8 protein-coding genes and 2 pseudogenes are annotated in these 14,256 nt (G+C 70.9%); 4 read left to right on the forward strand and 6 right to left on the reverse strand.

Annotated features, from left to right (window positions below):
* Window positions 1–129 precede the first annotated feature (129 nt).
* Together AB0E96_RS15730 and AB0E96_RS15735 are read left to right on the forward strand one after the other, a co-directional pair.
* Window positions 130–7,218 carry a ricin-type beta-trefoil lectin domain protein gene (locus AB0E96_RS15730; protein ID WP_359823421.1) on the forward strand — a complete coding sequence of 2,363 codons (7,089 nt, stop codon included), beginning with the start codon at window positions 130–132 and terminating at the stop codon, window positions 7,216–7,218.
* A gap of 136 nt (window positions 7,219–7,354) precedes the next feature.
* A complete protein-coding gene (locus AB0E96_RS15735) occupies window positions 7,355–7,774 on the forward strand; it encodes an SMI1/KNR4 family protein (protein WP_359823439.1) in 420 nt (139 codons plus the stop codon).
* A 95-nt stretch (window positions 7,775–7,869) separates the two neighbouring features.
* Here AB0E96_RS15735 and AB0E96_RS15740 read toward each other — a convergent pair.
* The 5 genes and pseudogenes from AB0E96_RS15740 to AB0E96_RS15760 form a co-directional block, all read right to left on the reverse strand.
* A pseudogene (locus tag AB0E96_RS15740) lies at window positions 7,870–8,695 on the reverse strand (IS5 family transposase); the annotation flags it as partial.
* Between the two features lie 222 nt (window positions 8,696–8,917).
* Window positions 8,918–10,192 carry an FAD-dependent oxidoreductase gene (locus AB0E96_RS15745; RefSeq protein WP_359823424.1) on the reverse strand — a complete coding sequence of 425 codons (1,275 nt, stop codon included), beginning with the start codon at window positions 10,190–10,192 and terminating at the stop codon, window positions 8,918–8,920.
* Between the two features lie 136 nt (window positions 10,193–10,328).
* On the reverse strand, window positions 10,329–10,751 hold the full coding sequence (locus AB0E96_RS15750) for a nuclear transport factor 2 family protein (RefSeq protein ID WP_359823441.1): 423 nt from the start codon (window positions 10,749–10,751) through the stop codon (window positions 10,329–10,331).
* Between the two features lie 16 nt (window positions 10,752–10,767).
* Entirely contained in the window at window positions 10,768–11,571 is an 804-nt protein-coding gene (locus tag AB0E96_RS15755; RefSeq protein WP_359823426.1) for an MBL fold metallo-hydrolase, read from the reverse strand.
* Between the two features lie 79 nt (window positions 11,572–11,650).
* Window positions 11,651–12,217 carry a hypothetical protein gene (locus AB0E96_RS15760; protein WP_359823428.1) on the reverse strand — a complete coding sequence of 189 codons (567 nt, stop codon included), beginning with the start codon at window positions 12,215–12,217 and terminating at the stop codon, window positions 11,651–11,653.
* Between the two features lie 265 nt (window positions 12,218–12,482).
* On the opposite strand from AB0E96_RS15760, the gene AB0E96_RS15765 reads away from it, so the two are divergent.
* Window positions 12,483–13,340, forward strand: a complete 858-nt coding sequence (locus tag AB0E96_RS15765; protein WP_359823431.1) for a PhzF family phenazine biosynthesis isomerase — start codon at window positions 12,483–12,485, stop codon at window positions 13,338–13,340.
* Window positions 13,341–13,364: 24 nt separating this feature from the next.
* Here the strand turns inward: AB0E96_RS15765 and AB0E96_RS15770 are convergent, their stop codons facing one another.
* Window positions 13,365–13,871, reverse strand: coding sequence for an ATP-binding protein (locus AB0E96_RS15770; RefSeq protein ID WP_359823432.1), 507 nt, complete (start codon window positions 13,869–13,871; stop codon window positions 13,365–13,367).
* Window positions 13,872–14,061: 190 nt separating this feature from the next.
* On the opposite strand from AB0E96_RS15770, the pseudogene AB0E96_RS15775 reads away from it, so the two are divergent.
* Window positions 14,062–14,256, forward strand: a pseudogene (locus tag AB0E96_RS15775) (histidine ammonia-lyase); the annotation flags it as partial.

Here is a 14,256-nt window from a genome sequence, read left to right on the forward strand (position 1 = left end):
GCATCGCAATAATCATCAACTCTTGGAACTTCCTTGCCAGTTCACAGAAGAAACCGGAATCTGCCCGGCGTCCGACGGCACACAGCCGGGGCGGTCGGGCTCGCCGTGATCGCCACGCTGCTGGGCCCGATGGCCGCACAGGCTGCGGCCGCCGGACCCGACTTCACCCGGGTGTGGTCGCCTCCGGGCACGCCCCTGGCGCTCACCACATCGGTCAAGGCCGCCGCCGCGCCGAAGCCCGAGGAGACCGCTCCCCACTATCCGGTGCCCGCCGCTTCCAAGCCCGGGCCCGCACGAGCGGCGGCCAAGCAGGAGAGTGCGACCGCCGGCCTCGGCGAGACGTCCGTTCAGGCCGGCACACTGCCGGTATGGGTGAGTGCAGCTCAGCCGCAGGTGAAGGGCGCCGACTCCGTCACCGTCGTCAAGGCGGGCACCGAGGTCGCGGACGCGGCCGGAGTCGACGGACTCCTGCTGTCACTCACGTCGCACCCCGCCGCTCTGGCTCCGGACGGCACCGAGCCGCCGGCCACCACGCCCGTCCGCGTTGCGGTCGACACGGCGGCGCTCGGCGTCCGCGGCGACGGCGACTTCACCGCGCGTGGCCGGCTGGTGTCGCTCCCGGCTTGCTCCCTGACGACGCCGCAGGACCCGTCCTGCCTGGTCCGCACTCCGGTGAAGACCGGCTACGACGCCGAGTCCAAGCGCTTCGTCGCGGATGTCGACCTGCCCACGGCCCGTCAGGAGCTGGCGCCCGCCATCACGGGTGCCACCAAGGCGTTGTTCAGCACCGCTTTGCCCGCCGCCGCGCCCGCACCGTCGGCCCCGGCCGTGGTGCTCGCCGCCGAGACCGGCCCGTCGGGAGGCGGTGGGACCTACACCGCCACGAGCCTGACAACCTCCTCGGGTTGGGCCACCGGCGGCAACTCCGGCGCGCTGACCTACGGCTACAAGATCGCGGTCCCGCCGTCCCTCGGCGAATCGGCCCCCGCCGTCTCGCTGGGCTACAACTCCTCCTCTGTGGACGGAAGGACGTCCGCCACCAACGCGCAGGCGTCCTGGATCGGTGACGGCTGGGACTTCAACCCCGGCTTCATCGAGCGCAGCTACAAGCCTTGCGACAAGGCCGGCATCACCGGGTCCGGCGACCTGTGCTGGGACGGCTTCAACGCCGCCCTGGCGTTCGGTTCGCACTCCGGGCCACTCGTCCGCGTCTCCGGCACCCCGGCCGGGTCGGACGACGCGACCGGAGTGTGGCGGCTGAAGAACGACGACGGCACCAGGGTCGAGTTCGGCACCGGCGCCGCCAACGGCACCGACAACGGCGCCTACGCCAAGGTCACGGACACCGTCGGAACGGTCTACTACTTCGGGCTCAATCACCTGCCCGGCGGCGACAAGAGCGACCCGGCCACCAATTCCGCCTCCACCGTGCCCGTCTACGCGCCGAACAGCGGGGACCGCTGCTACGACGCGGCCAAGGGCAAGGCGTCTTGGTGCCAGATGTGGCAGCGCCTGTCCCTCGACTACGTCGTCGACACCCACGACAACCTGACGACCTACACCTGGGCGCCCGAGACCAACTACTACGCCCGTGGCGGCGGTCAGGCCAACGGCAAAGGCACGCCGACCCCCTACACCCGCGCCAACCTGCCCTCCCGGATCGACTACGGCCAGCGCCTGAGCGAGCAGGTCGCCGCCAAGGGCGGCCTGCAGCCGGCCGCCCGCGTCAGCTTCACCACTGGCGAGCGCTGCCTCGCGGCGGGTACGGCCTGTGACCCGGCCAACCGCACGGTGGCGAACAAGAACAACTGGCCCGACGTCCCGGTCGACCAGGAGTGCAAGGACATCGGCACCTGCACCACCTACGGGCCGACCTACTTCACCACCAAGCGCCTGACCTCCGTCAGCACCCAGGTCAGGGTCAACAACGCCTGGCAGGACGTCGACGGCTACGAGCTCAAGCACTCCTTCCCCGATCCGGCCGACGCCACCAGCCAGAAGGCGCTGTGGCTGGAGTCCGTCCAGCGTACGGGCAAGAGCGGCAGCCCCGCCGTCCCCGTCCCGCCGGTCACCTTCGTGCCGGTGATGCTGCCCAACCGCGTCGACGGCACCGATCTTGTGCCCGCTCCGCCGATCATGAACCGGCCGCGCATCCAGCAGATCCGCACGGAGACCGGTGGCGTCCTCAACGTCGACTACAACCTCCCGGAATGCTCCCGCGTCAAGGGCGTGATGCCGTCGGCCGAGGACGAAAACTCCCGCTCCTGCTACCCCGTCCGCTGGTTGCCGCCCGGTTCCGTCGTCGGATCGGACCCGGTCCTGGACTGGTTCAACCACTACACCGTCGCCTCGTTCACCGAGAACGACTTCGCCACCGGTTCCCCGGCGAAGATCACCCGCTTCAGCTACGGACCGGCCGCCTGGCACCGGGACGACAGCCAGTTCACCGATCCCAAGGCCCGTACCTGGGACGACTTCCGCGGCTTCGCCACTGTCACCACCACTACCGGCAGCGGCAACGACGGCCCCAGGGGCCAGACAGTCATCACCTACCGCCAGGGCATGGACGGCGACATCCGGAAGAACGGCACCAAGCGCAGCGTCCACCTCACGGACGCCCTCGGCCGCGACTCCCTCGACGTCCCCTGGCTCGTCGGCAACGTCCTGCAGAGCGAGACCTACGACCAGGCCGGCGGGACGGTGCAGTCCCAGACCGTCAACAGTTCGAGTGGAGAGGTGACCACGGCCACCCAGGCCAGGCCCGGCCTCCCGGACCTGACGGCCCGGTACAACGCCACCACCACCACCGCGACCGGCCGTGCCCGCACCACCGCCGGCACCTGGCGCAGCACCACCAAGACCACGACCAGCGACCCGGACCACAACAACCGGCTCCGCACCTCCCTCGACCAGTCCGACGGCCTTCCCGACCTCTGCACCCGCAGCGTCTACGCAACCGGGCCCGACCCGCAGAACATCGACCACATCTCCGAGACGCTGGTGGTCTCCGGCGCGGACGCGTGCACGGCCGCGCCCACGACGGCCAACACCGTCTCCTGGAGCCAGGTCCTCTACGACGGGCTGCCGCACGGCCGGTTCGGCAACATCGGCGACCCCACCGGGACACGCACCCTCGACCGCTTCGACGGTGCTGGGGCACCGGTGTTCGCGACCACGGGCACCGCGGCCTTCGACGTGTACGGACGGATGGTCTCGACGACCGATCCGAACAGCACCGATGCGCAGCACCCGGGCGGCTCGACTACCAGCACCACCTACGCGCCGGCTGCCGGTGAACTCCCCACCACCGTGACCTCCTCGGTCCCGGTCCCCGGGGCCTCCGGAAGCTGGGACACCGTCACCACCCTCGACCCGCGTCGGGCCCTGCCCCTCACGGTCAAGGACGCCAACGGGAAGACCGTCACCGAGACGTACGACGCGCTCGGCCGGCTGACCGGGGTCTGGTCGCCGGGGCGGACCCCCGCCACCAAGCCCAACGCCAACCAGACCTTCTCCTACAGCGTCTCCAACACCACCGGGGTACCGTCGACCACCACCACCTCGACCCTGATGGTGGACAGTGACACCGCCGTCTACAAGCGCACGGTGGCCCTGCTCGACGGCTTCGCGCGCACCCGCCAGACCCAGTCCTCGCCCGCCGGCCCCGGTGACGCCGGTCGGCTGATCACCGACACCCAGTACGACTCCCAGGGCCGTGCCTGGGCGAGTAGCGCCGCCTGGTACAACCGCGACGCCGCACCGTCCACCACCCTGGTCACCGCGCCCGACAGCACCATCCCCGCCCAGACCCGGACCACATTCGACGGCCTGGGCCGCCCGACCGTGGCCGCGCTCTGGTCCCTCGGCGCCCTACAGAGCCAGACCACCACCGCCTATCCGGGGGTCGACCGCACCGACGTCGTCCCGCCGCAGGGCGCCTGGCCGACCAGCACCGTCACCGACGCCCGGGGTCTCACCACCGAACTGTGGCAATACCGCACCGCCACGGCCACCGGGAAGGCCGGGGACGCCGACGTCACCCGCTACGCGTACACCGCGTCCGGCCAGCGGTCCGGGATGACGGACAGCGCCGGCAACAGCTGGTCCTACACGTACGATCTGCGGGGCCGCCAGACCGGTGCGAGTGACCCGGACGCCGGAACCACCAGCCGTACCTACGACGCCGCGTCGCGTCTGGCCAGCACCACCAACGGCAAGGGCCAGGTCCTGGCCTACACCTACGACCTGGCGGGCCGTAAGACCGGTCTCTACGAGGGCCAGGTCGTCCCGGCCAACCAGCTGGCCGCCTGGACCTTCGACAGCGTCATGAAGGGCAAGCCCGCCTCCTCCACCCGCTACGTCGGCGGAAGCGGCGGACAGGCCTACACCACGGCCATCACCGGCTACGACAACGGCTACCGGCCCACGTCCACCACGACCACCGTCCCGGGGGCCGAGGCCGGGCTCGACTCGGGGACCTTCACCTACACCACCACCACCCAGTACGACCAGCTCACCGGTAACCCGAAGCTCGTCACGCTCCCGGCCATCGGCGGCCTCCCGGTGGACCGGCTGGCCTACTCGTACAACGACTACGGCCAGATGACCTCGTACGCCGGGGCGACGACGTACGACGTGCAGAGCGAGTACGACGCCTTCGGCCGGATCCTGCGCTCCACCGTCAACCCGTGGGCCACCCAGGTCGTCGCCACGACCGACTACGACCAGGCCACCGGCCGGGTCCGCTCCCAGTTCCTCGACAAGCAGACCTCCCTGACCGGTGCGGTGCAGCAGACCGGCTACACCTACGACCCGTCCGGGGCCATCACCTCCATCACCAACACCCCCGACAACACCCCGTCGGCCCGTGACCGTCAGTGCTTCACGTACGACTACCTCGGCCGGCTGACCACCGCCTGGAGCGACACCGGCGGCATCACCACTCCGGACCCGCTTCAGCACAAGACCGTCGACCAGGGCGCCTGCACCAACACGACCCCGACCAGCGGGGCCGTGGCACCGGCCAAGACCACCGTGGGAGGTGGCAACTCCTACTGGCAGGAGTACACCTACGACCTGACCGGCAACCGGACCTCGCTGGTCCAGCACGACCCGTCCGGTGACAGCGCGAAGGACGTCACCACCACCCAGCGGTTCCCGGCTCCCGGGACCGTCAACAAGCCGACCGCGGCGGGCGACACCGGCGGCGGTACGGGCGGCGCGCACGCCCTGCTCGGATCGACCGTCAAGACCGGCACCACCACGACCGCCAACGGCGGCACCCAGTACGACGCGGCCGGCAACACCACGGCCGTCCGCAGCGGGGTATCCGGCACCGGCACCTCGGCGCTGACCTGGAACAGCGAGGGCAAGCTGGCGAGCCACACCGCCCCGGGCCGGATCACCGGCAACGGCGGCAAGTGCATCGCCACGGCCGGCGGCAGCAACGCCGACGGCACCAACCTGCAGATCAACACCTGCTCCGACGGCGGCAGCCAGCTCTACACTGTCGCCAACGACCGGCTGGTCGTCCTCGGCAAGTGCGTCCAGGCCATGGGTACCATCGCCGGCTCGGCCGTCCAGGTCCAGGCGTGCGACAACTCCGCCGCACAGACCTGGACCCCGCGCGCCGACGGGACCATCCAGAACTCCGCGTCCAAACTGTGCCTCGCCATCCCCGGCGACATCACCACCAGCAACACCCCCCTGGCCCTCGGCGACTGCGCGAGCACCGTCCCGGCCGGGCAGAAGTGGACCGTCCCCAACAACACCACCACCTACGTGTACGACGCCGACGGCAACCAGCTTGTCCGTCGCAACCCCGGGACCAACACCATCGTCCTGGGATCCGATGAGCTGACCGTCAGCACGTCCGGGGCCGTCAAGGCCCAGACCGGTACGCGTTCCTACTCCATCCCCGGCGGCCTCACCATCGTCCGCCGCGGTGCGGGCACCGCGGCCGGCTCGTTCGTCGTCCAGGCGGCCGACCACCACGGCACGGGCACGGTCAGCATCGACCTCGCCACCCTGGCCGTCAGCCGTCGTACCAGCGATCCCTTCGGCAACCCGATCGGCTCCAACCAGCCCGCATCGGGCAGCTGGCTCGGCAGCAAGGGTTTCGTCGGCGGAACCAAGGATGACACCACCGGCCTCACCAACCTCGGCGCCCGTCAGTACCAGCCCGCGACCGGCCGGTTCATCACCCCGGACCCGTTGCTCGACCAGAACGCCCCACAGCAGTGGAACGCCTACGGCTACAGCAACAACGACCCGGTCAACCTGAGTGACCCGACCGGGCTCTACGGGAGCTGGTGCGCCAGCCAGGCGTGCGCCGAGCAGACCGGTGGGCTCGACTCGGCCCCCGGTGACACCAGTAACGCGTCTCCCGGCACCGTGTTCACCCCCGAGATGGCCCAGACCATTCGCACCCGCATCAGCGGCGGTGGCAGCAGCTCCGGTCTCAGGCCCTCTCCCGCTCCGACGCCGGCCAGCGGCAGGAGCACCCAGGCGCCGCGGCCGAAGCCCCAGGCACAGCCGATTCCGGTCCCGGACTGGGTGTGCCCGGCGGAGTGCACGAAGCGCAGCGTCGCCTACGCGGTCCAGCAGGGGACCCTCGGTCTGATCCCGACCGGGTCGGCGTACGACTGCGCGGACGGCGACGACCTCTCCTGCTTCCTCACAGCGCTCGCGGTCGTCCCGGCACTGCCGGGACAGGTCGTCGAGAAGATCGCCGGCGGAGCTTCCAATCTGGCCCGGGCGGTAGCGGACGTCACGATCCTCGACCGGCTGACCTCCGCCTACGACGCCATGGCGATGGCGAACCTGAAGTTCATCGAGAAGGGCACCATCGGCGGGGCGTTGGACGCTGTCAAGAACGCCGAGACGCGAACGTACGCCGGCGCGGTGTTCCAGTCGATGGACGGGACGGTGGATGTCTACAAGTCGATCAGCGGCAAGGCGAACCGGCCGGGCACCGTGGACATGCCGAAGGACCCGGTGTTCAATCCGAAGACGGTGGAGGGCGGGAAGATCCCCCGTAACTCCGATGCGGAATACAAGATCGTCGAAGAAGTCGCGGCGAAGCTCGGCCCTCCGTCGGGGCAGCGCGGAATTCTGACGATTATGGTCACCAAGGAGGCCTGCGGCTCTTGTAGCAGCGTCTACACGGAGTTCAACAAGAGGTATCCCGATGTCTGGCTTCGCATCGGGGTAGGATAACCGCATCGCAGATCATGGCTGATCGTCCAGCCATCCGAGGCTGAAGGCGACTGCTCCCCGGTCCGTGAGACCGGGGAGCGGCCGCCTTTTCGAGTTGATTCCACAACATTTCCGAGGTGTACGACACGTGGGCACGATGGCAAGGATTCTGAACGCGTACCCGGGGGCGCTGCAGGGGGCGGTCGGCCTGACGCCGGATCAGATCGCGCTGATCGAGCAGGACCAGGGAGTCGCACTCCCCGAGGACTACCGGGAATTCCTGGCCCTGGCCGGCGGCGGTGGGTTCCGCGCGCTGCGGGGGGAGACCTACGCGTTCCCGGAGATCCTGGGGATCAAGGAATACGCCCGGGAGATCCTGGAGGAATCGAATCCCGGGGAGTCGCTCGACGGCTGTGTGGTGTTCATGGGCCACCAGGGGTACATCTACCACTTCATCGGCCCGGCCGAGAAGGGCGGGAAGACCTACGAGATCGCCGAGGAGACGGAAGGCGTCTTCGAAGGCGCGGCCTCCTTCTCCGCGTTCATTCGCGGGATGCTGCAGGAATCGTCCTCCTGACGGTCCCGTGGCCCCGGCCGCGCCGCTGTCCAACGCGCCCACGGCCTCGGCCGCCCGGGCCCGCAATGCCGTCCGCGGCTGAGCGTCGACCCGGGGTAAGCTCCTCGCCAGGTTGGTGCGGTTTCATCCGTTATGCGCTTGGAGAGGTTGTCGATCGAGGCGATGTGGATCATGGCTTCGGAGCTGGCCGGCAGGGGCTCGTAGTCGCGGTCAAGGCGGCGGCGCTGCATGATCCACCCCAAGCTCCGTTCGACCACCCACCGCCTTTTCACCACGTGGAACCCGGGGATGTCGGACTTGCGGTGGGCGACTTCGAAGCCGATGCCCAGGGTGGCGCCGTGTTCGATCACGGCATTCTTGAAGCCGGTGCCGACCCAGATCTTGGAGATGTTTGGGTAGGCCCTCCTGGCCTGGTCGAGGAGGCATATTCCGATGGCGTTCTCGGACAGGCTGGCGGCGGTGGCGAGGATGAGGCCAATAGTGTCGGTGAGGATGCCTCGCTTGCGGCCGACGATCTTTTGGCGGCGTCGGTTCCCTGGCTGGCCAAGGGCGCATTGGTGGAGGTCTTGACGCTTTGAGTGTCGATGATCGAGGCGGTCGGTTCGGGCTTGCGGCCTTCCTTCATGCGGGCCGGTCCGGTGAGGTCGTAGGTGAGTTGGGCGAAGATGCCCTCGTCACACCAGGCGGCGTAGTAGGCGTAGACGGTGCCGTGGTTGGGGAAGTCGTGCGGGAGGTACTTCCAGGGGATTCCGGTGCGGTTGATGTAGAGGATGGCGTTGAAGACGTCGCGCAGCTCGACTTTCGCCGGCTGGCCAGTGGCCGGCGGTCGAGTCGGGCCTTTCTCCACGCCGTCAGAATTGGCTCAACGAGGGCACATCGGGCGTCGGAGAGGTAGTTCGGGTACGGCTTGTGCTCGGTCATGACACGGCGTCAGCACAGATGCGACGGAGGATCGCGTTCCACTGTCGGGTCGGCGTTTCTATGACTTCTTCAAACCGGACGGACTTCGGAACATGGATGCGGACGAGACGGACAGCCGCTCCTCCGATCGAAGGAAGGATGTTGCTCATCTATCGGGCATAGCATCGTGAAAGCGGCATGACTATAAGCCATTTTTAGGATCATATATGCCAAAGGGCCCACTCAGACCTCGTCGAGGGCGACGTTCGGGTCCGCCAGTCGCTCGGCGTCCACCACACGCTTGGAGACGATCAGTTCGCGGATCGGGTCGGTGACGTCCCAGACGTTGACGTTCATCCCCGCGAGCACCCGGCCGCCGGAGAGCCAGAACGCGATGAACTCGCGGGTGGCCGGGTCCCCGCGGAACACCACCTGGTCGTAGCCGTCCGGCTCGACGTAGCCGACGTACTCCATGCCGAGGTCGAACTGGTCCGTGAAGAAGTAGGGGACACGGTCGTACACCGCGTCCGGCTGCCCGAGCAGCGCGCGGGCGGCGGTCTGCGGCTGGTTGAGCGCGTTGGCCCAGTGCTCGACCCGGATGTGCTTGCCGTACAGCGGGTGGTAGGCGTTGGCGACGTCGCCGGCCGCGTAGACGTCCGGGTCCGAGGTGCGCAGGTGCCGGTCGGTCTTGATCCCGTTGTCGACCTCCAGCCCGGCCGCCTCGGCCAGGCCGGTGGCGGGGGCGATGCCGATGCCGACGACCACCGCGTCGGCCGCCACCGTCGTGCCGTCGGCGAGCTTCACGCCGCTCACCGTGCCGCCCTCGCCGGTCAGTTCGGCCACCTTGGCGCCGAAGCGCAGGTCCACGCCGTGCTCCCGGTGCAGATCGGCGAAGACCTGGGCGACCTCCCGGCCGAGCACCCGCAGCAGCGGGAGTTCGAGCGCCTCCAGCACCGTCACCTCGGCGCCGGCCTCCCGTGCCGCGGCCGCCACCTCCAGCCCGATCCAGCCCGCGCCGATCACCGCGATCCGGGCGCCCGGCCGCACCGCCTGCTTGATCCGGTCGCTGTCCTCGACCCGGCGCAGGTAGAGCACCCCGTCCTGGTCCGCGCCGGGAACCGGCAGCCGACGCGGCACCGAGCCGGTGGTCAGCAGCAGCTTGGCGTACTCCACCCGGCCGTCGTCGGCGAGCGTCACGGTGTGCGCGGCCGGGTCGATCGCGGCCACCGCCGTGCCCAGCCGCAGCGTGACGTCGTGCTCCGCGTACCACTGCGGCGGGTGGACGTAGATCTTCTCCCGGGGCGTCTTGCCCTGCAGGTAGCCCTTGGACAGCGGCGGCCGCTCGTAGGGGCGCTCGTGCTCCTCGCCGATCAGGACGATGCCGCCCCGGTAGCCGGCCTCGCGCAGCGCCTCGGCCGCCTTCGCGCCGCCCAGGGACGCCCCGACGATGACGACCGGGCGCTCCCGCCCGCCGTCCGTTCCGGTCGTTCCGGTCGTCCCGGTGTCCGTGCCCGCCATGCTCGACTCCTCGCTCTCCGGCCGTGGTCGCGCTCAGCCTGCCGCCATCCGGGTGGCGTGTCGAGACCGCGCCTGGCGCGCCGCACCACGCTCGCCCGTACGAGTGAATGTGGGGTGCGGGCGGGCTCCGGGCGCCTCACCCGGTCATCGCGTCCCTGACCAGCGCGGTGTCGGTGAACTGCTCGAAGCGGACGATCCGCCCGCCGCGCACCGTGAACCGGTGGGCGACCCGCACCGCGAGCGGCCTTCCGGTGGCCCTGTGGACGGCCGTGTAGCGGCCCAGCACCACCACGGTCTCGCCGTCCACCACGTAGGTGTCGTCGTGCGCAGTCCAGTCGTCCCACTCGGCGGCCAGCCGCTCCATCACATTGGCGGTGACGCCCTTCGGGGTGCGGTACGTGCCGCCCAGCGGGAAGCCGGCCATCTCGGTCCACTCCACGTCGTCGGACAGGGTGGCGCGCAGCGCGGCCAGGTCGCCCCGGGCGGAGGCCAGGTACTGGCGGCGCACCACGTCGGCGGGGGCTGGCGACTCGGCGAAGGAAGCGACGTCCCGCGGGATCTCGATCACCGTCCGCTCACCCCCAGGCCATCTCGCCCATGGCGACCTTGGTGCCGATGTCCACCGCGATCCGCAGCCCCAGCTTCGGGAAGCGCCGCTCCAGCGCCTCCTTGGCGGCGGCCGCGTCCGCGGCCCGGCCGATCTCCGTCTCGAAGGCGCGCAGGTAGGCGCGGGTGTGGTCGACGGCGTTCAGATCGGTGGGCGCGCCGGCGATCCGGTGGCCGGCCGCCACCCAGGTCGGGTGGAGCGCCTCGATGCCGTCCAACAGGTCGATCCAGGCGGCCCGTTGGGCGGAGGAGGGGGTGTCGGCCGTCCACACGTGCAGGCCCTCGAAGAGCAGCACACCGCCCAGCACGGCGCGGTGGTGGTGCTGCCAGAGGTAGTGCCGGTCCGGCAGGTGGAAGTCGGCGCCGCGCAGCTCGAAACGGTGGCCCTCGAAGACCAGCTCGTCGCCGTGCAGCACGTCCGGCCGCACCAGCCGGGTGGGCAGCTCCGGGCCCAGGTGCGCCCAGGCGCGCAGCTTGGCCTCGTACGTCTCCTGGATGTGCTCGACGGTCGACGCGGTGGCCAGGAAGCGGGCCCCCGGGAACGCGTCCTGCACCTCCTGGGCGCCGAAGTAGAAGTCCGGGTCGCCGTGGCTGACGAAGACCGTGGTCAGCCGCTTGCCGCAGGCCTCGATCCGTTCCACCAGGCGGCGCCCGTCGGAGCGGGTGAAGCCGGCGTCCACCAGCAGCGCGTCGTGCGGGCCGGTGACCAGGACGGAGGTCTTGTTGAGCGAGCTGTCGGGGCTGTCGATGATCTCGAAGTCGAGTGCGCTCATGGGTCTTGCGTCCTTCCTCGCGCCGGGCACGCCTCGCCGTCAGCATCGGTGCTCGGCGCGCCGCCCGCATCCGGAAGGATCAGCGGCGGGTCCAGAGCGTGAGGTCGCTGCTGGTGGCCACCGCGAGGGTCCGGCCGGTCGGGGAGAAGCCGGCCGCGCGGAAGGTCGACCAGTTGGAGTCGAGGATCAGCCACCAGCTCTCGCCGTGCTCGCCCTGCCACGGCCCCCGGCCGCTCGCGAGCAGCACCCGGTGGTGCGGCCACTCCGGGGCGACCACCTCGATGTGCCAGCCGCCGTCGGCGGCGGTGTGCAGCCCGCCGCCCCACAGCCCCGCCACCGGGATGCGCACGTCCGCGACCTGGCCGAGACCCGGGCAGGCGAGGTCCAGGCCGTCCGGGTCCTCGGCGGGCTCGTGGTCACGGGCCAGCTTGAGGCCGGTCGCCGCGTCGAACAGGCCGTGGCCGCTGTGGGAGACCGTCAGCACCAGGTCGTGCCCGCTCTCCGGGTGCACGGCGAAACCGACGCCGAGCAGCCCGCCGACCGCGAGCAGCCCCCGGCCGACCGGCCGCCACGGCTCCGGCGGGGCGGTCACCTCGGCGGCCATGATCCGGTCGCGGAGGTGCTGCTGGTGCGAGGTCAGGGCCATGCGGCCGATCATCCCACCGGGGAGGGCCCGCCGCGCCCGGCCCGCCGCCCGGAGGAGCCGACCGCCCGGAGAAGCCTGACCGCTGCGCCCGCCGCCCGGAGAAGCCTGACCGCTGCGCCGACCGCCCGGAGAAGCCTGACCGCTGCGCCCGCCGCCCGGAGGTCAGGGGACGACGTCACCGACGGCACCCGGCTCGACACGGACGTCCCGGAACCGTGCCGCGGTGCGCGGGAACAGCGGCCCCGCGGCACGCGTTCGTCCGATCATGACCGACGATGCCGCACCTGAGATCCTCCGCTACGCCGCCTTCGCCACCCGCCCCGAGGGCGGCAACCCGGCCGGCGTGGTGCTCGACGCCACCGGGCTGACCGACGAGCGGATGCTCGCCGTCGCCGCCGAGGTCGGGTACTCCGAGACCGCCTTCCTGACCGCCGGCCCGGCCGAAGGCACCTACCGGGTGAGGTACTTCAGCCCGCTCGCCGAGGTGCCGTTCTGCGGACACGCGACGGTCGGCTCCGCCGTGGCCCTGGCCGAGCACACCGGCCCGGGCCGGTACGTCTTCCGGACGGCGGCCGGGGACGTCCCGGTCGAGGTCGAGCGCGGCGCCGACGGGCTGCTGCGCGCCACCCTCACCAGCGTCGAGCCGAAGGTCGAGGAGGTGCCGGCGGCCGACGTCACGCGGGCGCTCGCCCTGCTCGGCTGGTCGGCGGCCGACCTCGACCCGGCCCTGCCGCCCCGGGTCGCCTACGCGGGCGCCCGGCACCTCGTCCTGCCGGTCGCCACCCGCGAACGGCTGGCCCGGCTCGACTACGACTTCGACGGCCTAGCTGCCTTCATGCGCGCCCGCGACCTGACCACCCTGCAGCTCGCCTGGCGCGAGACCCCCGAGGTCTTCCACGTCCGCGACCCCTTCCCGGTCGGCGGCGTGGTCGAGGACCCGGCCACCGGCGCCGCCGCGGCCGCCTTCGGTGCCTACCTGCGGGAACTCGGCGCGGTCGGGGCCCCCGCGGTGTTGACGCTGCACCAGGGCGACGACCTGGGCCGCCCCGGCGTCCTGCGGGTCGAACTGCGCGCGGAGGACACCCGGGTCCGGGTCTCCGGCACGGCCGTGGCCATCGGCTGACACGGGCTTCGGGGCCTCGGGGCCTCAGGGCGGGGGCTGCGGCAGGACGACCCGCTCGCCCTCGCCCCGGGGCTCCTCGAAGCTGCCGAAGTAGTGGTCGAACAGCTCCGCGGTGACGAAGGAGGAGTTGGCGCCGGCCTGCTGGTTGCGGAGCGCCAGGCGGCGCTCCAGCGTCGCCCGGTCGGTCTTGAGGTGGACCAGCTCCCAGCGGCAGCCGTGGCTCTCCACCAGCGCCTTGTAGGTGTCCCGGGCCGTGCGGCTGCGGAAGGTGTAGTCCACCACCACATCGCGGCCGGCCCGCATCAACTCGACCAGTTCGACGAGTTGTTCGCGGCGGATCCCGTCCTTGAGCCGGTCGAACTCCGCCCGCGGCAGGACCAGCCCGGCATCGCACCGCCCGAGCCGCTCCCAGACCACCTCGTCGATCGACAGCCGCGCGTAGCCCCGCCGGACGAGGCCCATCGCATACGTGGTCTTGCCCGCCCCGGGCAGACCGCACATCAGCACCACCGTGCCCGATTGCCGTGTCACCGGCCCAGAGTAGGCCGTGCGGGGCGGCTCCGCCCCGCTCTCGGCGGGCGCAAATTCGTTCGCGCGGGCCCGCCCGGATGGGCGAAGCTGCTCCGGTGCAGCGAGCGAACAACCGGACCGTGACGGTCGATCTCACGTACGGCGACGAGTACTTCGGGCAGCTGGGGCCCTTCGAGGTGGAGCTCGGCTGGTGGTCCTCCGTGGACGAGGTCGTCGCGCGGGCGACGGACGCGGCCGGGGTGCCGGTGCTGGTGGCGCGGCTGATGGAGGGGCGGAGCGCGGACCCGGGCCACGGCGGGCGCTCATCAACGGCACCGACGGCATGCTCGGCATGCTGGTCATGGCCATCGCCGACCTCCAGCGCCTGTTCACCACCGCCGACATC

The organism is Kitasatospora sp. NPDC036755, from assembly GCF_040636595.1.
In the GTDB taxonomy this organism is placed as follows: Bacteria; Actinomycetota; Actinomycetes; order Streptomycetales; family Streptomycetaceae; genus Kitasatospora.